A 23969-nucleotide genomic window follows, 5' to 3' on the forward strand; every position below is an offset into this window, starting at 1 on the left:
TAATAACGCCACGCCTTTTTTTGATCGGCGTCAAGGGGGCCACACTAACATTCATTCGGGGGGAGAAAACCCCAATAAATGAAGTTTTACTTTCTGTCAGTTATAATAAAATATGGAGAAAGAAAAGGCGGGATCCTATGGCAGCTTTTACACATTTACAGGTGCTGAGCGGATATAGTTTGATGAATAGTACGATAACCGTAGATAAATTAGTAAATAAAGCAAAAGAGCTGGACTTTCAGGCGCTTGCGCTAACAGATGAGCAGGTGTTATCGGGTGTAATCCCCTTCTACAAGAAATGCAGGCAAGAAGGGATAAAGCCGATAATTGGAATGACGGTCTATGTCAAAAGCGATGAGCAACGGGAAGATACGTGTATTTTACTAGCTAAAAATAATCAAGGCTATCAGCAGCTTGTTAAGCTATCATCTTATATTCAAACAAATCAGTTTAATGCAATTGAAAAAGAGAACCTGCAAAAGTTTACAACGGGAATAATTGGTATTTTTCCAGCTACAAATGCAAAACTGAAATCATTAATTCGGTCTGAATCACATGAAGAAATAAGCGCATATATAGATACATGGAAAAACTGTTTTGCTGCTAATGATTTTTACCTGGGCGTTGCAGATCACGGTGGGAGGGAAGAAAAAGAAATAAATGCATCGCTTAAAGCTTTTCAGAACCAAGGTCCGTTACCAGTCGTTGCGATAAATGATGTACGGTATCTGGATGCAAAAGATGCTATCGCCTATGACTGCTTACAAGCGATGAAAGTTGGCAAGCAGTGGGAACAGCGAATAACCGATCCCTCTATAAAGCAACATCATTTACGTTCAGAGACAGAAATGGAAGTCGTTTTTCAAGACTGGCCGGAGGTTTTAAAGGAGACAGAACAGATAACCGAAGCATGTACAGTTACCTTTGATTTTCATGCGCGCATGCTCCCCTCATTCCCCGTTCCAGAACAAATGGATGCACATACGTATTTAGAAAAACAGTGCTGGAATAAGCTGGAACATAAATATAAGGAAATAACAGAGGATATTGCCGGTCGGCTGGCATATGAACTACAGGTCATTAAATCCATGCAATTTAGTGATTACTTTTTGATTGTCGCCGATTTTATTGCCTTTGCCAAGAACAATCATATTATGGTGGGACCGGGAAGGGGATCTGCTGCCGGATCACTGGTTGCCTATGTTTTAGGGATTACGGAGGTTGATCCGCTTAAATATAATTTGTTGTTTGAACGGTTTCTTAACCCGGAACGAGTTACCATGCCGGATATCGATGTTGATTTTTCCGATCACAGGCGTGATGAGGTAATTGACTATGTTCGCGATAAGTATGGTACAGAACACGTGGCACAAATCATTACGTTTGGCACGTTTGCTGCCCGTTCACTTGTAAGGGAATTAATTAAAACGATCGGAATTGATCAGCAGGATGCCCAATTTATATTGCGGGAAATCCCTGTCAATACCCATAAATCTATTGTGGACTATGTTCGGGAATCAGCCGATTTAAAGCAATATATTAAGCAATCGAATAAACTTAAGGCTTTATTTGCGATTGCAGCCGTACTGGAAGGCCTGCCACGGCACATCTCAACACATGCAGCCGGGGTTGTTATTAGTGAAAAGCCGCTAATGGAGCATGTTCCATTAACGGTTGGCGCAAATGATACAAGGTTAACCCAATATTCGATGAACAATTTGGAGGCAATCGGGTTATTAAAAATCGACTTTTTAGGTTTACGTAACCTGACCCTTCTGGAGCGGATTGTTCAAACGATTCATTATACAGCAAAAGAGACGATTGAGCTGGATAAATTACCGGAAAATGATGCTGCTACTTTTTCGTTATTGCAAAAAGGGATGACAAATGGTGTTTTCCAGTTGGAATCACAGGGTATGAAGGAAGTTCTGACAAGATTAAAACCGACATCGTTTGAGGATATTGTTGCAGTTAATGCCCTGTACCGTCCAGGTCCAATGGAATACATTCCTGTCTACATTGCCCGGAAGCACAAGCAGGAGAGAGTGGTCTATCCACACCCGGATTTAGCATCGATTATGGAAAATACGTATGGCGTCCTTGTTTACCAGGAACAAATTATGCAAATTGCTCATAAGATAGCCGGGTTCTCACTAGGTCAGGCAGATATTTTGCGGAGAGCAGTCAGTAAAAAGCTGGATTCGGTCATGGCTGAACAGAAGGAAGCATTCTTAAAAGGATGCTTGGCAAACGGGTATGAGCAATCAGTTGCTGAAGAAATCTTTGCCTGGATCGTTAAGTTCTCTAACTACGGATTTAACCGGAGCCATGCTGTAGCCTACAGTATGATCGCATATCAGCTTGCCTATTTAAAAGCGCACTATCCGGTTAGTTTTTTTGCAGAAATATTAAGTTCGGTTGCAAATCAGCAGGATAAAGTACTAGCCTATATGAAAGAGGCAAAAACGTTTCAACTGACCGTATTAGCCCCTTCGATTAATCGAAGCTTTGGAAAATATTCTGTAGAAAATAACAACATCCGTATGGGACTGCTATCGATCAAAGGGATTGGCAATCAAGTTGTCAAGGAAATTGTGCGGGTCAGGAAGCAAGGCATGTTTAAAAACCTATTTGATTTTTGCATGCGTATCTCGCTACGTATTGTTAATCGGCAAGCACTGGAGCTGCTTATACTGGCAGGGGCATTTGATGACACGTACGCCAACCGGGCAAGTCTTTTGGCATCAATCGATCAGGCATTGGAGCAAGGGGAGCTGTTTCGTGAATTTCGTGACCAGCCCTCGCTGTTCCATGACAAAATTGAACTTGAAGCAAACTATGTAGAAATGGAAGATTTCACTGTCATGAGGAAATTGGCAGATGAAAAGGAGTTGCTGGGGATTTATGTTACGAGCCATCCATTAACCGCCTATCGTACAGCGCTCCAGCACCATCATTATATGACAATGACTAATGCGAAACAAATGATCGGGAAGCGTAATGTAAAAAGTGCTGTAATTGTTCAGTCGATCAAAACAATCCGCACCAAACGTGGTGACCCGATGGCATTTATCACAATTGGGGATGAAACGGATGATCTGGAGGCGGTTGTTTTTCCTGACGTTTTCCGCCAGGCTCGGTCACTGCTTGAAGAAGAAAAACCCATTGTTGTCAAGGGGAAAATGGAATCAAGAAACAACCGGGTCCAATTGCTTGTGTCAGAAGTGCAGCCATTTGCCGAGGATAAAATAAAGCTAAACCGGCCGGAACGATTATTTATAAAGGTAAGCGAGCAAAATAGTGGCGAGGCATTAAAAAAGATTAAAGATACTGCCCATACATTTCCGGGCGGCACGCCAATCATCATGTATACGGTTGAGACAAAGAAAACATATCAGTTGGCAAGCACGTATAATGTCCATCCCGAACCTGAATGTATCAATGTTTTAAAATCTTATTTCGGGAATACGAATGTAATCTTAGAAGAGCAAAATTAACTTGCTTTACTTTACACCATATTGCCATCTGTTATAATAAAATAATCGAATGGTCAGACCACTGTGTGTTGAAATGATTTACAATACTTGTGCTAAGGGAGCGGATGATCTGTGGCGAATTTGAGAGAAGAAGCATTACATATGCATAAAAAAAATAAGGGGAAATTGTCCACGCAATCCAAGGTACCGGTGCGTAATGCAAGAGATTTAAGCTTGGCGTATTCACCATGGGTTGCCGAACCTTGTAAAGAAATACATGACCGGAAAGAGTCAGTCTATGATTATACGATGAAGGGGAATATGGTTGCAGTTGTTAGTGATGGCTCGGCTGTGTTAGGGCTTGGCAATATTGGACCCGAGGCAGCATTGCCTGTTATGGAAGGAAAATCTGTTTTGTTTAAAACATTCGCCGGTGTTGATTCATTTCCAATTTGTTTGGATACGAATAAAATTGACGAAATTGTACAAACAGTAAAACTGATGGAACCAACATTTGGCGGCGTTAATTTAGAAGATATTGCTGCCCCGAATTGCTTTATTATTGAAGAAAAGCTGAAAAAAGAAACGAGTATCCCAATTTTTCATGATGATCAGCACGGCACAGCGATTGTCACCGTTGCCGGGTTGATTAATGCTTTAAAATTGGTAGGGAAATCATTTTCGGAAATTAGAGTTGTGGCAAATGGTGCAGGTGCAGCGGGTATTGCGATTATAAAACTGCTGTATCATTTTGGTGTGCGAGAAATGATCATGTGCGACTCGAAAGGTGCTATTTTTGAAGGACGATCATACGGGATGAATGAAGTGAAAGATCGAGTTGCAAAAATGACAAATAAAGATAAAAAAGAAGGAAAATTGGAAGAAGTGCTGGAAGGTGCAGACGTCTTTATTGGTGTTTCCGTTGGTGGTCTATTATCAAAAGAAATGGTAGCGAAGATGAATGAGGATCCAATTATTTTTGCGATGGCTAACCCGGAACCGGAAATAATGCCGGAAGATGCAAAAGCGGCTGGTGCAAAAGTGATTGGTACGGGAAGATCTGATTTCCCCAACCAAGTGAATAATGTTTTGGCTTTCCCTGGTATTTTCCGTGGCGCACTTGATGTACGAGCTACCAGAATAAACGAAAAGATGAAAGTAGCAGCAGCGGAGGCAATTGCATCCTTAATTACAGGTGATGAATTAAATGCTGATTATGTTATTCCAGCCCCGTTCGACGGTCGTGTTGCACCGTTAGTGGCGTCCAGTGTTGCTAAAGCTGCAATGGAATCCGGTGTTGCCAGAATCCAGGTTGACCCGGAAGCGGTTGCCGAAAGAACAAGAAAACTGACAAAAATTGATGCTGATTGATGGTAGAAAGGATATTGAAAAGGTCTGGTATATTGTTTTTGATCCTATAGGAGTATAACAGGGTTGTGTAAGAATCACGAATACAAAAAGCATATCAAGTGTATTGCAGGAAATTGGCAGGTTTATTTCGCATCAACGTACGGTAATACCCTAGCCTCTAAGCGTAAGTATACCGAAAACATGAAAGTAGGGGATAACAGCCCGTTTTAGGAACAAAGGCGCTGGAGCCGGACGTGGCCTACCCTCACATGAGCGGAATAGAGCCTGGATTCTTATACTTTCTTACCTAGGAACAAAGACTAAAAACGCCACGTCCTTATGTCTTCGTCTTTGTGACGCACATCGTGTAGGCTTCAACTAAGATTTAGTGGGGGGTCCTACACTGAATGAAGTTTCACTTTATTTGCTCAGGTATCTAATTTTGGAAATAGTAAATAATTGAAATCGACGACTTATGACACCTTTTTTATTTCAACGTTATTATACTATATTAGATTGGTAACAAAACTACCAATGGTTAGGAAAAGGGCGCTTTTGGTGTCAAAAGGGGGAATAAACCTTGCTTAAAGATTTTTTTGGCAAGAAAAAGAAATATGCAACCATTCCAAGTGAACAAGGAAAACTGGATGTTCCAGAAGGTTTAATGAAAAAATGTGATAGCTGTCATAAAATTTATTACCGCAAAGAGATGAAAAAAAATAATAATGTTTGTCCGAATTGCGGATATCATCACCCGTTAACTGCATGGGAACGGATCGACAGTTTGTTTGATGAGGGAACCTTTCAGGAATGGGACAAGCAGCTGACTTCAGGCAATCCGCTAGAATTTCCAGGTTACGAAGAAAAGCTGGAAAAGGATCGTATTAAAACAGGATTGAATGAGGGTGTCGTAACCGGAAAGGGCATGATAGACGGACAAGGTACTGCGTTTAGTGTCATGGATTCAAGTTTTAGAATGGGTAGTATGGGATCTGTGATGGGAGAAAAAATTACCCGAGCGATTGAAAACGCCCAGCAGGAAGCATTGCCATTTATCATTTTCACCGCTTCTGGTGGTGCCAGAATGCAAGAAGGCGTATTAAGCTTAATGCAAATGGCCAAAACATCTGTTGCGATCAAACGATTCAGTGATGCGGGAGGGCTGATGATTTCCATTATGACGCATCCAACAACTGGTGGTGTCTCGGCCAGTTTTGCATCAATCGGAGATTATACTTTTGCCGAACCAGGTGCCTTAATCGGATTTGCTGGAAGACGCATTATTGAACAGACCATCCGTGAGAAACTGCCGGATGATTTCCAAACGGCCGAGTTTCTATTCAAGCATGGGCAATTGGATCAGGTTGTTCATCGGCACGATTTGAAACAATTGCTGGCAGCATTGCTGATGATGCATCAAAAAGGTGGGAATAACACGTGAAACAGGTGCTGGAATTTGAAAAACCAATTGTAAATCTAAAAGAAAAAATAGCGGAACTTAAAAATTTCACAAAGGATAGTGAAATAGATTTATCAGAGGAAATCAGGACACTGGAACAAAGGCTGGCAACGTTGGAAGAAGATATATATGCTAACCTGCAACCGTGGGATCGTGTGCAAATGGCACGCCATCGGGAACGTCCGACGTCACTCGATTATATTGATGAACTATTCACAAACTTTATCGAATTTCATGGTGACCGCTATTATGGTGATGATGAGGCAATTGTAGCCGGTATTGCGTACTACAAGGATAAACCCGTTACCGTCATCGGCCATCAGCGTGGGAAAGATACGAAAGAAAATATTCGCAGAAACTTTGGCATGCCGCATCCGGAGGGTTACCGCAAGGCACTAAGGCATATGAAGCAGGCAGAGAAATTTAATCGGCCGATTATTTGTTTAATTGATACAAAGGGTGCTTACCCTGGTAAAGCAGCAGAAGAACGTGGACAAAGTGAAGCAATTGCCAAAAATCTAATGGAAATGGCAGGTTTGACCGTACCAATCGTTTGTATTGTTATTGGGGAAGGTGGAAGTGGCGGTGCATTGGCATTAGGCGTTGGCGATCATATACATATGCTCGAAAACGCAACCTATTCGGTTATCTCGCCTGAAGGGGCAGCGGCATTACTATGGAAAGACGCTAACCTTGCTCAAAAAGCAGCAGAAACAATGAAAATTACTTCATACGATTTAAAACAGCTTGGTGTAGTGGACAATATTATTCCGGAACCTAGAGGTGGTGCACACCGGGATATTAAACAGCAGGCAGTTAATATTGATAAGGTTCTAAAGGCTTCATTGGATCGTCTGACAAGCCTGTCTGTTGATGATTTATTAGAAAAAAGATGGGAAAAATATAAACGTATCGGTGACTACACAAAGATGGAATAGACGTATTACTAATCTTGAGATTGACTGTTGTCAATCTCAAGATCGTTTTTGGGGAATGATTAGCATAAAAGAAGTTCGATAAAAGTCAGACATTGATGTTCTATTGGCCCTGTTTCTAAACTCCTGACGAGTATTATCACGTTTCCTCTGTACGATGCATATCCAGAGATGCTTTCCTTTGTGTTCCAACTGTACCGCCGTGAACTTCAACATACAGGACATGCTATTGCAGGCGTTATCACAGGACGTGACGGTTTTAGCCTGCCCTTCTCCCCTCCTTCCCGTTTTTGGTTACTCACGTATAGTGGCGGGATATTACAGCCCGTTAATGCATGATAAAATCTAATAATTGATATTTTGGGTTATTAGGATTATCTTTATAGTAGGAATGACAGTAATAATATTAATTTTGTACATCCTGAGGTGAAGAAATGGAAAAGATAGGAGTATTAACAAGTGGCGGCGACGCACCAGGCATGAACGCAGCAATTCGCGCAGTGGTTAGAAAGGCTATTTACCATGGTGTCGACGTCTATGGAATAAAAAATGGTTATCAAGGGTTAATTGATGGCAATATGGAAAAGATGGAAATTGGCTCTGTTGGCGATATCATTCAACGGGGAGGTACCATATTACGCTCTGCCAGATGTGATGAATTTAAAACAGATGAGGGCCAGGAAAAAGGGATCGCTCAATTGAAAAAATTTGGTATTGATGGGCTGATCGTTATTGGCGGAGATGGCAGCTTTCGTGGGGCTCAAAAACTGACGGAAAAAGGGTATCCGTGTGTTGGGGTTCCAGGTACAATTGATAATGATATTTCTGGCACAGATTTTACGATTGGCTTTGATACCGCGCTAAATACCATTATTGAAGCAATTGATAAAATCAGGGATACAGCAACATCGCATGAACGCACGTATGTTATTGAGGTAATGGGCAGAGATGCCGGGGATTTGGCTTTATGGGCAGGTCTTGCTGATGGAGCGGAAAGCATATTGATCCCTGAGAAGTCCGATGACTTTTCAGAGGTTATTGACCGGCTGACGCGTGGCCATGAACGTGGGAAAAAACACAGTATTATCGTTTTAGCTGAAGGTGTTGGCAGCGGCTTTTCTTATGGTCAACGTATTCAGGAAGCGACGAATCTGGAAACACGTGTTACTGTTTTAGGGCATATCCAGCGCGGCGGATCACCAACCGCTCAAGATCGTGTTCTGGCTAGTCGATTAGGAGCCCAGGCGGTAGATATATTGCTATCAGAGAAAGCAGGCCGTATGGTTGGTATAGAAAATAATATGCTGGTTGACCACGATATACAGGAAGTGCTATCAAGCAAGCACCACATTAATTTTGATATGTACAAACTATCAAAAGAGCTATCAATTTAAATTGAAATGAATAATGGAGGAGCTTTTTTATGAGAAAAACAAAAATCATATGTACAATTGGACCTGCTTCCGAATCGGTTGAAACGTTGGAACAATTGATTGAATCAGGTATGAATGTTGCCCGCTTGAATTTTTCTCACGGTGATTTTGCCGAACATGGCAGCCGGATTAAAAACATTAGAGAAGCTGCGGAGAAAAAGGGACAGACGGTTGCCATTCTTTTGGATACAAAAGGGCCGGAAATTAGGACTGGTACGTTTGAAAATGGTGAAGCAGAACTACTCGAAGGGAACACTGTATATGTGTCAATGGAAGAAGTGGAGGGTACTGCTGAACGTTTTTCTATTACATACCCCGGTTTAATTGACGATGTGCATAAAGGATCAAAGATTTTACTTGATGACGGGCTAATTGAATTGGAAGTAACAGAAATTGACAAAGAGCAAAATGAACTGAAAACGAAGGCATTAAATTCCGGTACAATCAAAAATAAAAAAGGCGTTAATGTGCCGAATGTTAAGGTGAATTTGCCTGGGATAACAGAAAAGGATGCGAAAGATATTGAATTTGGCATTCAGGAGGGTATTGATTTTATTGCCGCATCATTTGTCCGCAGACCGTCAGATGTATTTGAAATAAGGGAATTGCTGGAGAAGCATAATGCAACCCACATTCAAATCATTCCTAAAATCGAAAACCAGGAAGGTGTTGACAATATTGACGGTATCCTGGAGGTATCTGATGGTATCATGGTTGCACGCGGTGATTTAGGTGTCGAAATACCTGCTGAAGATGTTCCACTTGTACAAAAAGAATTGATTCATAAATGTAACACTGCAGGTAAACCAGTTATTACGGCAACACAAATGCTTGATTCGATGCAGCGTAATCCACGTCCGACACGGGCAGAATCATCAGATGTGGCGAATGCGATATTCGATGGTACGGACGCGATTATGTTATCTGGTGAAACAGCAGCGGGTCATTATCCGGTTGAATCGGTAGCAACGATGAGCTGTATCGCATTAAAGGCAGAGACCGCATTAGATCACAAGATGATTTTAACAAATCGCTCGAAATCGGTTGATATGACGATTACGGATGCAATCAGCCAATCGGTAACACATACAGCAATGAATTTGTCCGTTAGTGCGATTATTACTCCGACAGAAAGCGGTCATACAGCAAGGATGATCTCAAAATACCGTCCGAAAGCTCCAATTGTTGCTGTTACATTCGCAGAACGGGTGAACCGCCAGTTAGCATTAGTATGGGGTGTTTATGCCGTTATGGGTGGAAAGGCGCACTCTACTGATGAAATGCTTGATGTTGCAATTGATCGTGGCTTAAGTACCAATTTGTTTAAGCGCGGCAGCAGGGTAATTATTACGGCAGGTGTTCCCGTCGGAGAATCCGGTACGACGAATTTGATGAAAGTGCATGTAATTGGTGATGTGGTTGCCAAAGGACAAGGCCTTGGCCGCCGCAGTGCATATGGAAAAGTTGTGGTAGCTAAAAATGCCAAAGAAGCTTTAGAAAAGGTTGATGAGGATGATATAATTGTAACTTATGGTACGGATCGAGATATGATGCCTGCAATTGAAAAAGCCGGTGGGATCATTACCGAAGAAGGTGGGTTAACCTCACATGCTGCAGTGGTTGGGCTTAGTCTCGGTATCCCAGTTATCGTCGGTGTGAAAAATGTATTTGATTTACTAAAAGATGGGGAAGATATTACAATCGATGCTGCGAAAGGTGACATATATAGAGGACATGCAAGTGTATTGTAAAAATGGAGGGGAATTCCCTTCATTTTTTTACAAAAGTTTGGAAAGGGTGAACGATCTTGCGCTGGATATTACTTGCATTATTAATTATCCCCGCAATGGAAATAGGTGTATTCGTCTGGGCAGGCGGTATCATTGGACCATGGTGGGTTGTTTTTATCATCTTAGTAACCGGGATTGTTGGAGTTACGATCGCTAAACAACAAGGGATGGAAACATGGAGACGCGCCCGGAAGTTAGTGAGTCAGGGGCAAGCACCTACCTCAGAAATTGTTGACGGAATTTGCATTTTTATTGGGGCAGTGTTTTTGTTTACTCCCGGTTTTATTACGGATACAATTGGTTTCCTGCTGGTGCTGCCGTGGACCAGAACCCCATTCAGGAACTGGCTGCAACGTTTCATTAAGGACAAAATGAACAAAGGCACGATTATCTATCGCAAGTGGTAAAAGTTACCCTTTAATAAACAAGCCTAATTGCCGGAAAACCCCTGATTGCTGAAGTGCATTCAATAATACTAACACGATTGGGGCAATGATAAGTCCAAATACCCCCCATACCTGCATTCCAAGAAAAACTGCAATAAGTACTGCTAACGGATTAACGCCTATAGAAGCAGATAATAATTTAGGCTCCAGAAATTGGCGACCAACGATAATAACCATATAAAGTATCGATAAACTGATAGTCATCGAATAATTTTCAGTTAAAAATAGATAAATAATCCATGGAATAAATATGATACCAGTTCCAATGTATGGAAATAAATCTACAGCAGCAGCGATGAAGGCAATCGTCAAGGCATGGTCAATACGTATCAATTGCAGACCAACGAAAATGGTGATTCCCGTGATCGTGATAAGAATGATTTGTGCCTTGAAAAAACCGGAAAGTGCATGTTTTAAATGATTCCATACTTCCCTGCCTGAGTCACGTGCATTTAACGGAATTAATTTCTGGAATGTTTGCTTTAAAGAAAACCAATCCTTTGTAATAAAAAATGTTGCTAATACAATAAATGTTAATATGGCAAATGATGTTGGCAGCATCCGTAAAGCGGCTGGTATTTTTAGCAGTAAATGCTGGAGTATGGCAGTGCCGGATGAAGCAATTTCGCTTGCTAGTTGCTGGATGTTTTGCTGGATTGCCTGTTGCTGATCTGGATCCAATGTATGAAAAAAGGATGCAATTTTATGATAAAGTGGCAGAACTTCGGTTTCTAAAAAATTCTCTATATAAGTAATGAATGTTATAAAGTGGGCAGGAATAATTTCTGCCAAATAGGTAGTCCCTTGGATAATTTCGGTAATGATAAGAATAATACTACTAATAATAACCGTAAAAAATCCAATCATCACTGCAGCCACAGCAATTGCCCGTGGAAGCCTCCCCTTTTTTTCCATAAAGGTAACAACCGGATTAAACATAAATGAAAGAATGATGGCAACAATAATTGGATACAGATACACCATTGTGTATTTTAAAAAGAAATATGCAGAAAGAATCACCGCAACAACAAGGAAAAGCCGCATTACCTGAAAGATTCGCTGCTTGTACACTTTTTCACCTCATTACAATCGATTACCACCTGTACTTATTTATTTATGTGTCGGGAACAAAAAATAGACTGGAAATGTACAAGTAATTCCAAAAAGTTGTTAACAAATGGTTTGCCAACCGTAATTTTGTGTAAAAGAAGACCAACTGATAAGCGGCGAACGCTGGAATTGGCCCACGTCTTGTGCAACGTGCAGGCAAGGCGCTCGGGATCTACGCCACCTCAACCTTCAAGCACAGATTCGGCGACTTTTGAACACACATTAAAATGAACGTTTTGTGAAAAATTTTGCGGATTTCAATCGCTTTCGATTCACAATAGTTTCGGAATACTTTATAATTGTGCATGGGGGATAACAATGTTGTATTTTTATAAGGGATGCTGTCAAAAATATTTCATAACTATTTGTCATAAGCAGCAAATTATAGAAAAGGAGAGGGTTTGTTATGACAACAACGAAAGGTCTTGAAGGGGTTGTAGCAACTCAATCGTCAATTAGTTCCATTATAGATGATCAACTTACATATGTTGGTTATAGAATTGATGATCTAGCCGAGCATTCCAGTTTTGAAGAGGTAGTTTATTTGTTATGGAATTTAAAACTCCCGACAAAATCGGAATTGGACGCATTCAAAGCAGACCTTGCAGCAAATATGGAACTTCCGGAAGCAGTTATTGCCCATTTGCGCTCATATGATTTATCTACTGTCCATCCAATGGCTGCACTACGGACGGCTGTATCTTTATTAGGATTATATGACGATGAAGCAGATGTAATGGAAGAAGCTGCAAACAAGCGTAAAGCAGTTCGTCTGCAGGCGAAAATGGCTACAATTGTGACGGCCTTGGCCCGGATTCGCCAAGGGAAGAATCCGGTTGGACCGAAGAAGGAATTAGGATTCGCCGCCAATTTCCTCTATATGCTGAATGGGGAAGAAGCAAACGATATCGAAGTGGAGGCCATCAACAAAGCACTTGTATTACATGCAGACCATGAGTTAAATGCATCCACATTCACTGCCCGCGTTTGCGTTGCAACATTGTCCGATATTTATTCTGGTGTGACCGCTGCGATCGGCGCTTTAAAAGGGCCACTTCATGGTGGTGCGAATGAACGTGTGATGAAAATGCTAACGGAAATTGGCGAAGAAGAAAATGCTATTCCGTACATTAAAGAAAAGATTGCCAACAAAGAAAAAATTATGGGGATGGGACACCGAGTATACCGTAATGGCGATCCACGTGCAAAACATTTAAAACGGATGTCAAAAGAATTGACAAAAATTACTGGTCAGGCAAAGTGGTATAACATGTCGGTGAAAATTGAAGATTATATTAAAGAAAATAAAGGCCTTCCAGCAAATGTGGATTTCTATTCTGCATCGGTTTATCACAGCCTGGGTATTGATCATGATCTTTTCACACCGATTTTTGCAACTAGCCGTGTTTCCGGATGGTTAGCACATATTCTTGAGCAATACGACAACAACCGGCTGATTCGCCCACGCGCGGAATATATCGGACCTAAAACACAGGAATACGTTGCAATTGAAAATCGCTAAGCTGTGTAACTTAGGGGGCAATTATCATGCGCTTTTTTGCACGTTGAGAATGAAGTTTTTCTAAAAATCCTGCTACCCTAATCTTATCGGAAATCCTGAATGTAGCCGGTTTCTGCCGGCTATTATCACGTTTAGATTTAAATATGATAGAATAGAAATGTATGAAGATGAACTAGGAGGTTTTTTTATGTCACAGGGAGAAAAAATTACTGTCGAAAATGGGAGAATGAACGTACCGGATCGTCCGATTATTCCATTTATTGAAGGAGACGGAATTGGGCCGGATATTTGGTCTGCCGCAAGTAAAGTGATCGAAGCGGCAGTAGAAAAGGCATACAATGGTAAAAAATCCATTGAATGGAAAGAAGTATATGCAGGTCAAAAAGCATTCGATAAAACGGGGGAATGGCTGCCGGACGAAACACTTAAAACAATTGACGAATATAAAATCGCAATTAAAGGACCACTTACAACACCAATTGGCGGCGGCATCCGTTCACTAAATGTAGCATTGCGTCAACAACTGGATCTATTCACATGCCTTCGTCCGGTCCGCTATTTTAATGGCGTACCATCGCCGGTAAAACGCCCGGAAGAAGTGGATATGGTTATTTTCCGTGAAAACACAGAAGATATCTATGCAGGAATTGAATGGCAAAAAGGTACTCCAGAAGTGAAAAAAGTGATTGAATTTCTTAAAAAAGAAATGGATGTACATAATATCCGCTTTCCGGAAACTTCCGGTATCGGTATTAAACCAATTTCTGAGGAAGGTACAAAACGCCTTGTCCGTGCAAGCATTCAATATGCGCTAAATGAAGGGCGTAAAAGTGTCACACTTGTTCATAAAGGAAACATCATGAAATTCACTGAAGGTGCTTTTAAGGCTTGGGGTTATGAGGTTGCAGAACAAGAATTTGGTGACAAGGTATTTACATGGGCTGAATATGACCGTCTTGTCGAAAAAGATGGAAAGGAAGCAGCTAACCAAGCTCAAGATGCAGCAGTTGCTGCTGGCAAAATCATCGTGAAAGATGCGATTGCCGATATCTTCCTGCAACAAATCCTGACTCGACCTAGTGAGTTTGATGTTGTGGCAACAATGAACCTGAATGGGGACTACATTTCTGATGCACTTGCAGCACAGGTTGGCGGAATTGGTATTGCACCTGGAGCTAATATTAACTATGATACCGGCCATGCCATTTTTGAAGCGACACACGGTACTGCACCAAAGTATGCCGGACTTGATAAAGTGAATCCATCATCAGTTATTCTCTCAGCTGTATTAATGCTGGAACACTTGGAATGGAGAGAAGCTGCAGATTTAATCGCCAAGGCAATGGATAAAACAATTGCGTCTAAAGTAGTAACCTATGACTTTGCCCGCTTAATGGACGGAGCAAAAGAAGTAAAATGCTCCGAATTTGGCGAAGAGCTAATTAAAAATATGGAATAAGTACAAAAACGGGAGCCCCGTTTTCAGGGAGACTTGTTAAAACCAACACGTCCTGTGCCAGGTGCATATGCATGCTGCGTATGGGCTATACCCTGGAGCTGGACGTGGCTCCATTCTGCTATTCAGATAGGAATTGTTTTCATTCTGTCAGATGTAAGGAAGGGGATTATAATGGCTATTAAACGTAATAAAATTTCTGTGATCGGTTCTGGTTTCACTGGTGCTACAACTGCACTGATGCTTGCCCAAAAGGAACTTGGGGATGTTGTGCTTGTAGACATTCCAAACATGGAAGATCCGACAAAGGGAAAAGCATTGGACATGTTTGAAGCGAGCCCTGTACAAGGCTTCGATGCGAAAATCACCGGTACTTCAAACTACGAGGATACAAAAGATTCAGATTTGGTTATTATTACAGCTGGTGTGGCACGTAAACCGGGTATGAGTCGTGATGACTTGGTAAATACAAATGCAAAAATCATGAAAACTGTTGCAAAAGATGTTGCAAAATATTCACCACACTGTCTGATCGTTGTATTATCAAATCCGGTTGATGCGATGACGTACACAGCATTCAAGGAATCAGGATTTCCGAAAGAACGGGTTATTGGGCAATCCGGTGTGCTTGATACAGCACGGTTCCGCTCATTTATCGCTGAGGAATTGAACCTGTCTGTCAAGGATATTACCGGATTCGTTCTAGGTGGCCATGGGGATAACATGGTTCCGTTAATCCGTTATTCATATGCTGGTGGTATTCCATTAGAAAAATTAATTTCCAAGGACCGCTTAGACGAAATTGTTGCGCGTACTCGCACAGGCGGAGGAGAAATCGTCAGCCTTTTGGGCAATGGCAGTGCCTACTACGCTCCAGCAGCATCGCTTACGGTCATGGCTGAAGCAATTCTAAAAGATCAACGTCGTGTGATCCCTGCAATTGCATATCTTGAAGGGGAATACGGCTATTCTGATATTTATCTTGGAGTACCAACGATTCTTGGTGCGAACGGTATCGAAGAAATCATTGAATTAGATTTAACAGACGAAGAAAAAGCTGCATTAGATAAATCAGCAGATTCAGTGAAGAACGTATTGAAAGTTTTGCAATAAGGATTTTAACAAAGGCGCAAGCACCCGTTTAGCGACGTATGGACTGCGCCCGCGCAATGCGGGTGGTTCGGTGTTGCCGCGCAAAGCGGCGGTTTTAACCGAACATTCCTACCGTAGGAGATAAAGGAAACATGCCCCTGCAAAAGGGGTAGACGTGAGTTGGGCGCAAAGCCCGTTCTTAGTCGGCCTTCCTTCTTACCCGAACCGATGTTGACTTATCGTACGGAGGTGAGGGAAGTCCACTACAGCTTTAGCGCTGGAGCCGGACGTGGCTTACCCTGCTTAGAGCAGAATAGCGCCTAAATTATATACCTTCTTATCTTATAGCAAAGGCTCCTGTTTACGGAAGGAATGGTAAACAGGAGCCTTTTCCGTATCGTCAATGTGTTTGAGTGGGCTTTCTCCCATGTCATCGGTTATGCTTACTATAGAAAAATAGGATAAGATCTGTTATAATAGTAAACGCTTACATATACATTGGAGGTGGGGAAGGTGATTGATAAAAAGAGGCGTCTGGGCAAAAGAATTAACGAGTTGCAAATTGGCGATTCCTATACAGCTGAACATATAGTAGAAGATCGTGATTTATTGTTATATTTAGGGTTAACGGACGACGCTAATCCATTGTACATTCAACATGATTATGCAACGCAAACACCATATAAGCGGCCAATCGTTCCATCTGTTATGTTATTTGGCATGGTTTCTTCAATTATTTCCATGCATTTGCCTGGCCCCGGCAGCCATATCGTTCAACACGAAATGGCCTTTCCGAAACCTGTTTATCATCATTCAGAAGTGAAATTTACAACTGAAGTTATTGCAATCGATTATGACAACCATCATATAACATTATCCGTAATCGGTTATGATGTTGATGGCGATCAAGTGCTTAACGGTAAATTACTTGTCTGCCCTGCCTATAAACCAAAATCAATTACCGCAAGTTCGCTTGAGAATTTTTTCTAATTGATTAGTGCCGTTATAGACGGTGAGACATTTCCCCAAGGGAGAAAATATTCACTTGGGGAACAAGAATACCAGCTTACATTCACTTTGTAAAAAAATCTTTACGTTTCCACCTGTTCACATTTCGAGCACTTCACGATAAGATAAACTTATCACAGGTTATTCACCGGAATGGAGACTGTTTAATGGCAAAAAGAATTTTGATTGTCGATGATGAACAATCGATTGTCACGTTACTAAAATTTAATATTGAACAGGCAGGGTTTCAAACGGAGGTTGCTTATGATGGTGTTACAGCTGTCCAAAAGGCAGGAAAGAATGCATTTGATCTTATCGTGCTTGATCTAATGCTGCCTGGAATGGACGGAATGGAAGTCTGCGCATTTTTACGGGAAAATCAAGTGGACACCCCGATTTTAATGTTAACAGCAAGAGATGATGAAGTAGATAAAATATCTGGCCTTGAATCCGGCGCAGATGATTATTTAACAAAACCATTCAGCCCCAAAGAAGTAGTAGCAAGGATTAAGGCGATACTCAGGAGGACGGCAAAAGACAACAATTCCTATCAATCCTTTATCAAAGTGGGGGATCTGCTTATTTTTCCAGAACGATATGAAGCCGAAATGAATCAGGAGACTTTAACATTTACTCGCAAAGAATTTGAGCTCCTGCACTATTTAGCCAGTCATAAAGGAAAAGTACTATCGAGGGATCAGCTGTTAAGTGCGGTCTGGAACTATGATTTTGTTGGGGATACACGAATTGTTGATGTCCATGTCAGCCATTTACGTGAAAAAATTGAACCGGATTCCAAACGTCCAATCTATATCAAAACGATAAGAGGCCTGGGATATAAAATGGAGGAGCCACAGTGAAAAAATCGCTTTTTTCCAAACCGCTGATTTCGTACATAATCGGAATTTTTTTAATCATCTTTGCAACCGGTGCTGTGATTAGTCAATTAACATCAGAGTATATTATCCTGTTTTCTGTGCTTATCATTGAATTTATTGTGTTAATAATTATGCTGCTGCATGTTTTTGAGAAATACGTGAAGCCAATTAAAGCGGCTACGAAGACGGTCGATAAGCTTGTGAAAGGGAATTACCGGGCACGTATTCACCACCCGGAAATTGGCAGTGTTGGAGAATTAAGCAGAAAAATAAATATATTGGCCCGTAACCTAAGTGAGTTGTCGTTTCAGGAAGAGATGCAGGAGAAACAGCTGGTTACCGTAATTGATAATACGCAGAGCGGTTTGGTACTAATCGATGAAAAGGGATATGTACACCTGGTAAACCGGAAATTCATCTCCATGTTTGGCAAAAATCCGCGAGACTATGTCGGTTATCTCTATTATGACGTTTTAGAAAACGAGAGAATTCATCAGACCGTACAACAAACATTTCTTTATGAAAAAACAGTTAAAACATCGATAACGCAAACGAAAGAGCTTGAAAAAAAATATATTGAAATTGTTGGTGCACCTATTTTTAATGAAAAAAAAATGCTTAAGGGCGCCGTACTCGTGTTTTATGATATTACAGAATTAAAGAAATTGGAGATCATGCGGAAAGATTTCGTTGCTAATGTTTCCCATGAGCTGAAGACACCGATAACATCAATTAAAGGGTTTGCCGAAACGTTATTGGATGGTGCTGCAAAGGAACAGGAAACAAGAGAAAAATTTTTAGCGATTATTTTTGAAGAAAGTAAGCGATTAAATTTATTGATAGATGATTTATTGACGTTATCGAAATTGGAAAAGGATGAGTTTCGCCTGCATGTAACCGAAGTAAATGCTGCGGAATTGCTTCGTGATATTATTCCTATGTTTAAACAGCGCGCGGAAAATAAGCAAATTCAATTATCCGTAAATGTAGAACAAGGATTATCGATGAAGGTGGATGCCGATCGTTTCAAACAAGTAATCATTAATTTACTGGCAAATGCAATCAGTTATACACCCGAACATGGCGAAATAACGGTAACGATGGACGAAACAGACCAATCTATCCATGTTTCGGTTGCAGATACCGGGATCGGAATTCCACAGGATGCATTGCCTAGAATATTTGAACGTTTTTACCGGGTTGACAAGACCCGGAGCAGAAATACAGGCGGAACCGGTTTGGGACTGGCAATTGTCAAACATATTATGGAAGTACACGGCGGGAAAATCACGGTTGACAGTGAGCTGAACAAAGGTACAACTTTTCATGTTTATTTCCCAAAAGCTTAAATCTGGGCTATCTTTATAGAAGATAGCCTTTTTATATTAAAAAGCTAAACGAAACTGGTATAATAAAACTAACTGTTGTTGATGGGAACTGTTCCATTATTGTAATGGATGGGTTAGGAATCATTATTATCTTCATTGTATAGTTACCGATTATATTAATTTGTAAAAGTGTATCCGTCCGTACCGTGTGAATAAATTATAGTAGCGCTTGTAATCGAACAATAGTAAATAAAAATAAGGGAGGCATTATCCGTGTCCAAAAAACTAGTATTAATTGATGGTAACAGTATTATTTATCGTGCTTTCTTTGCTTTACCATTACTAAATAATGATAAAGGTGTATATACAAACGCAGTATATGGATTTACAACGATGTTATTAAAAATTTTAGAAGATGAAAAACCTACCCATATGCTGGTGGCGTTTGATGCAGGGAAAACTACTTTTCGCCATCAGACCTATCAGGAGTATAAAGGCGGCAGGCAAAAGACCCCGCCCGAGCTGTCTGAACAGTTTCCTGTTTTAAAAGAATTGCTTGATGCATTTCATATTCCCCATTACCAGCTTGACCAATATGAAGCGGATGATATTATTGGTACATTATCGAAAAAAGGCAATGAGGAAAATTGGGATGTTACTGTTATTTCTGGAGATAAGGATTTGTTACAGCTTGTTTCCGATAACGTTACCGTAAATTTGACGAAGAAGGGGATTAGTGATGTGGACTCCTATACCCCAGCTTTTATGATGGAAAAAATGGAAATCAATCCGGAACAGATTATTGATTTAAAGGCGCTAATGGGCGACAGTTCCGATAATGTTCCAGGTGTCCCTGGTGTAGGGCAAAAAACTGCAACAAAATTAATCAAGCAATATAAGACAATAGAAGAAGTATATGCGCATATCGATGAGATCAGTGGAAAAAAGCTAAAGGAAAATCTAGCAAACCATAAAAAAGACGCCTTTATGAGTAAAGAGCTTGTTACGATAAATTGTGATTCACCAATTGAAGTCACGGTTCATGATATTACGTATGATGGTTATGAACAGAGTAAGGTAAGTGCCATTTTTAAGGATCTTGGATTCCAATCCTTATTAAATAAACTGGCCGGTGAATCAGATGAAGCGGCAGAAACGGCAGAGCTTTCGGCGATTGATTATTCAATAGTCAACGAAATAAACCCGGACATGTTTACGGGAAATGAGGCAATTGTTGTAGAGATGCTCAGTGATAACTATCATCAGGCACCAATTGAGGGAATTGGCATCGTTAACGAAGAAAATAACTATTTTATTCCGACCGATATCGCTGTCCAATCGGAAATTTTTAAAGAATGGGCAGAGGACAGCTTGAAGAAAAAGTATGTGTTTGATGCAAAGAAAACATTAGTTGCTTTATTGAACCATGATATAAAGGTAAACGGGATCGTATTTGATATGCTCCTTGCTTCCTATTTGCTTAATCCTGCCGAAAATCATCACGATATACCGGCAATTGGACATCGAATGGGACATACAGCTATTTTATTTGATGAAGAAGTATATGGAAAAGGTGCAAAAATAAAAGTACCCGAACAAGAGAAAGTAGCAAACCATGTTGTTCGTAAAACGAGTCTATTATTTCAAGTGAAAGAAAAGATGGAAGACGAACTAAAGCAAAACGAGCAATACGAATTACTGAAAGAACTGGAAATGCCGCTTGCGCTTATTCTTGGCGAAATGGAGCATACCGGGGTCCAGGTCGATATCAGACGCTTGGAGGATATGGGGGCCGAGTTAAAACAACGGTTAGCTGAAATTGAGAATGAAGTGTACACACTGGCCGGTGAAACGTTTAATTTAAATTCACCAAAACAATTGGGCCCGGTTCTGTTCGAGAAGCTAGGACTGCCTGTCATTAAGAAAACCAAGACAGGTTACTCCACTGCAGCAGATGTTTTGGAACAGCTTCGCGATGAACACGAAATCATACCCAAACTACTGTTATACCGGCAATTAGGCAAGCTGCAATCCACCTATGTGGAAGGGCTATTAAAGGTAGTCGATCAGGACACTCATAAAATTCATACACGGTTTAATCAGGCTCTTACGCAAACAGGCCGGTTAAGCTCGATTGATCCAAATCTGCAAAATATCCCGATTCGCTTGGAAGAAGGAAGAAAAATTCGTCAGGCTTTTGTGCCAGCGAAAGAAGATTGGATTATGTTTGCTGCTGATTATTCGCAAATCGAACTGCGCGTCCTGGCCCATATTGCGAAGGACGATAAATTGATCGATGCATTTCAGCATGACACGGACATCCATACGCAAACGGCAATGGAAGTATTTCATACTGGAAAGGATGTTATTACCGCAAATATGCGGCGGCATGCGAAAGCTGTTAACTTTGGCATTGTTTATGGCATAAGTGACTATGGACTTTCGCAAAGCCTGGGGATCACTCGAAAAGAAGCACAGCAATTTATCGACCGTTATTTGGAAAGCTACCCGGGTGTAAAAAATTACATGGAGGAAATTGTTCAGGATGCAAAACATAAGGGCTTTGTAACAACGTTGATGAATCGCCGGAGGTATTTGCCCGATATTACAAGTAGAAATTTTAATAAACGAAGCTTTGCCGAACGAACGGCTATGAATACACCAATTCAGGGAAGTGCAGCGGATATTATTAAAAAGGCAATGATCGATCTTCATCAAACATTAATCGATGAAAATCTGGAGGCAAGAATGCTGCTGCAAGTACACGATGAACTTATACTTGAAGCGCCAAAAGAAGAAGTGGAAAAGCTGAAGGAAATTGTACCAGCCACAATGGAGCACACTGTCGAGCTTGACGTACCACTCAGGGTGGAGTATCAATATGGAAAAAGCTGGTTTGATGCAAAATAAGATCAAAAACCTGGAAGCGGTAGATGGACTGTACCCGTGCAACACGGCTAGTTCCGATGTACCTGATATATGGATGCTGATGCTGTCCTTCAGGTGCCGGAGCTAGCTGATCAAAAACAGAAGTGCCCCTATCTGTAAGGAGAAAAGAAAAAATGCCAGAATTACCAGAAGTAGAAACCGTAAAAAATACCTTAAAACGTTTTGTAATGGAAAAAACAATTGAGCATATCGATGTTTTTTGGCCAAATATTATTAAACTGCCAGATGATGTCGAACAGTTTAAACATATTTTAGCTGGTCAAACGATTCATGATATAACACGGAAAGGGAAATTTTTATTATTCCAGCTTGACGAATATGTACTTGTTTCTCATTTGCGGATGGAAGGGAAATACAGTGTACACCATCACTCGGAGCCCCGCAAAAAACATACACATGTCATCTTTACTTTTTCTGATGGGGAAGAACTGCGCTACAATGATGTTCGCAAATTTGGGACGATGCATGTGTTTAAAAAAGGAGAAGAATTTGAACAGAAGCCACTTGATCAACTAGGCCCTGATCCATTTGATAAAAGCTTTACATTTGATTATTTTTATAAAAAATTAAAGAAAACGGAGCGCAGTATAAAGGCTGCATTGCTTGATCAGACAATCGTTGCCGGTTTGGGTAATATATATGTTGATGAAACGTTATTTAAGTCGGGTGTCCATCCGCTAAAGAAAGCCAGTAAACTAACGAAAAAAGAGATTAAAGCGATTCAAAAGGCGTCGATTACGACATTAAAAGAAGCCGTTGCCCAAGGTGGAACAACTATCCGCTCTTATGTAAACGGACAAGGGGAAATGGGGATGTTTCAGCAAGAACTGTTTGTTTACGGACAGGAAAACAAGGCATGTAAAAATTGCGGCAAACCGATTGTGAAAATGAAAGTCGGCGGAAGAGGTACACACCTTTGTGTCTCTTGCCAGAAATAGAATTTATCAAATTGAAAATAAGCAGGCGCCTGAGTTATCACGCATTAACGGGCTGTAATACCCTCTACTGAATGAAGTTTCACTTTATCATTTAGTGGCTAATGGAACAGCCCTATGAAAGGAGATGCTGCTAATATGGCATTAATCATTGGTCTGACCGGGAGCATTGCAAGTGGAAAGAGTACCGTTTCCTTAATGTTTGATGATTATCAGATCCCGGTAGTTGATGCAGACAAGCTGGCACGTGAGGTTGTACGTCCAGGGGAGAAGGCGTATGAAAAAATAATTGAAGCATTCGGTCAGGATGTCTTACGGGATAACCAAACAATTGACCGCAAAAAATTGGGAACCATTATTTTTGCTGATGAAGCGAAGCGGGATCAATTAAACGGGATTGTCCATCCGGCTGTTCGGGAAAAAATGCTTAAGCAAAGGGATGCATTACAAGAAGCAGGAGCTACCTGTGTTGTATTGGATATACCGTTGCTTTTTGAAAGTAAACTAACTCATTTTGTGGATAAGACACTGGTTGTATTTGTTGATGAAGAGGTACAATTGGAACGGCTCATGAAACGAGATAATTATTCAGAGGAAGAAGCAAAACAGCGGATCGCAGCCCAGATTCCAGTTAAGAAGAAGGCAGCAATGGCTGATGCCGTTATTAATAACAATGGGACAAAATATCAGTCGTATGCGCAATTGGAGAAAATACTTAAAGAATGGAATGCGATATAATAGCCTTGGGTACTCGCCCAAAGGTTTTTTTATGTAATAAATAATCACATTTCTGCATAAATGT

Annotated in this window: 17 protein-coding genes; 16 read left to right on the plus strand and 1 reads right to left on the minus strand. The window is 40.9% G+C overall.

Going from position 1 to position 23969, the window contains the following annotated elements:
- Positions 1–137: 137 nt before the first annotated feature.
- The 7 genes from dnaE to IEX12_RS00560 all read left to right on the plus strand — a co-directional run bounded on the left by dnaE (position 138) and on the right by IEX12_RS00560 (position 10850).
- On the plus strand, positions 138–3497 hold the full coding sequence (gene dnaE / locus IEX12_RS00530; RefSeq protein WP_188724546.1) for a DNA polymerase III subunit alpha: 3360 nt from the start codon (positions 138–140) through the stop codon (positions 3495–3497).
- A 141-nt stretch (positions 3498–3638) separates the two neighbouring features.
- Positions 3639–4847, plus strand: coding sequence for an NADP-dependent malic enzyme (gene ystJ, locus IEX12_RS00535; RefSeq protein WP_088051023.1), 1209 nt, complete (start codon positions 3639–3641; stop codon positions 4845–4847).
- Positions 4848–5406: 559 nt separating this feature from the next.
- Positions 5407–6267, plus strand: coding sequence for an acetyl-CoA carboxylase, carboxyltransferase subunit beta (accD, locus tag IEX12_RS00540; protein ID WP_088050850.1), 861 nt, complete (start codon positions 5407–5409; stop codon positions 6265–6267).
- Positions 6264–7223, plus strand: coding sequence for an acetyl-CoA carboxylase carboxyl transferase subunit alpha (gene accA / locus IEX12_RS00545; protein ID WP_102415043.1), 960 nt, complete (start codon positions 6264–6266; stop codon positions 7221–7223). The genes accD and accA overlap by 4 nt, the downstream gene beginning before the upstream one ends.
- A 431-nt stretch (positions 7224–7654) precedes the next feature.
- Complete coding sequence (pfkA, locus tag IEX12_RS00550; RefSeq protein WP_088050848.1) at positions 7655–8614, plus strand: 6-phosphofructokinase; 960 nt, start codon at positions 7655–7657, stop codon at positions 8612–8614.
- A 29-nt stretch (positions 8615–8643) separates the two neighbouring features.
- Positions 8644–10404 carry a pyruvate kinase gene (gene pyk, locus IEX12_RS00555; RefSeq protein WP_088050847.1) on the plus strand — a complete coding sequence of 587 codons (1761 nt, stop codon included), beginning with the start codon at positions 8644–8646 and terminating at the stop codon, positions 10402–10404.
- A gap of 56 nt (positions 10405–10460) precedes the next feature.
- Positions 10461–10850, plus strand: coding sequence for an FxsA family protein (locus tag IEX12_RS00560; RefSeq protein WP_088050846.1), 390 nt, complete (start codon positions 10461–10463; stop codon positions 10848–10850).
- 3 nt (positions 10851–10853) lie between these two features.
- Here IEX12_RS00560 and ytvI read toward each other — a convergent pair whose 3' ends face one another.
- Positions 10854–11960 (minus strand): sporulation integral membrane protein YtvI, encoded by a 1107-nt coding sequence (gene ytvI, locus IEX12_RS00565; protein WP_088050845.1) that lies wholly within the window; start codon positions 11958–11960, stop codon positions 10854–10856.
- Positions 11961–12405: 445 nt separating this feature from the next.
- On the opposite strand from ytvI, the gene citZ reads away from it, so the two are divergent.
- The 9 genes from citZ to coaE all read left to right on the plus strand — a co-directional run bounded on the left by citZ (position 12406) and on the right by coaE (position 23905).
- Positions 12406–13521: a citrate synthase gene (gene citZ / locus IEX12_RS00570; RefSeq protein ID WP_088050844.1), complete on the plus strand. Its 1116-nt coding sequence runs from the start codon at positions 12406–12408 to the stop codon at positions 13519–13521.
- A gap of 187 nt (positions 13522–13708) precedes the next feature.
- Positions 13709–14980 carry an NADP-dependent isocitrate dehydrogenase gene (gene icd, locus IEX12_RS00575; RefSeq protein ID WP_088050843.1) on the plus strand — a complete coding sequence of 424 codons (1272 nt, stop codon included), beginning with the start codon at positions 13709–13711 and terminating at the stop codon, positions 14978–14980.
- 171 nt (positions 14981–15151) lie between these two features.
- The gene (gene mdh, locus IEX12_RS00580) at positions 15152–16090 is read left to right on the plus strand and encodes a malate dehydrogenase (RefSeq protein WP_088050842.1); all 939 of its coding nucleotides are present in this window, start codon (positions 15152–15154) and stop codon (positions 16088–16090) included.
- A gap of 492 nt (positions 16091–16582) precedes the next feature.
- A complete protein-coding gene (locus tag IEX12_RS00585; protein WP_088050841.1) occupies positions 16583–17059 on the plus strand; it encodes a MaoC/PaaZ C-terminal domain-containing protein in 477 nt (158 codons plus the stop codon).
- Positions 17060–17244: 185 nt separating this feature from the next.
- Positions 17245–17937 (plus strand): response regulator transcription factor, encoded by a 693-nt coding sequence (locus IEX12_RS00590; protein WP_088050840.1) that lies wholly within the window; start codon positions 17245–17247, stop codon positions 17935–17937.
- A complete protein-coding gene (pnpS, locus tag IEX12_RS00595; protein WP_088050839.1) occupies positions 17934–19304 on the plus strand; it encodes a two-component system histidine kinase PnpS in 1371 nt (456 codons plus the stop codon). Before IEX12_RS00590 ends, pnpS begins: the two co-directional genes overlap by 4 nt.
- Positions 19305–19556: 252 nt before the next feature.
- Positions 19557–22193, plus strand: a complete 2637-nt coding sequence (gene polA, locus IEX12_RS00600) for a DNA polymerase I (protein ID WP_088050838.1) — start codon at positions 19557–19559, stop codon at positions 22191–22193.
- A 152-nt stretch (positions 22194–22345) separates the two neighbouring features.
- On the plus strand, positions 22346–23170 hold the full coding sequence (mutM, locus tag IEX12_RS00605; protein ID WP_088050837.1) for a DNA-formamidopyrimidine glycosylase: 825 nt from the start codon (positions 22346–22348) through the stop codon (positions 23168–23170).
- Positions 23171–23305: 135 nt separating this feature from the next.
- A complete protein-coding gene (gene coaE, locus IEX12_RS00610) occupies positions 23306–23905 on the plus strand; it encodes a dephospho-CoA kinase (protein WP_088050836.1) in 600 nt (199 codons plus the stop codon).
- Positions 23906–23969 lie beyond the last annotated feature (64 nt).

It is taken from the genome of Lentibacillus populi, assembly GCA_014642895.1.
GTDB lineage: Bacteria > Bacillota > Bacilli > Bacillales > Amphibacillaceae > Lentibacillus_C > Lentibacillus_C populi.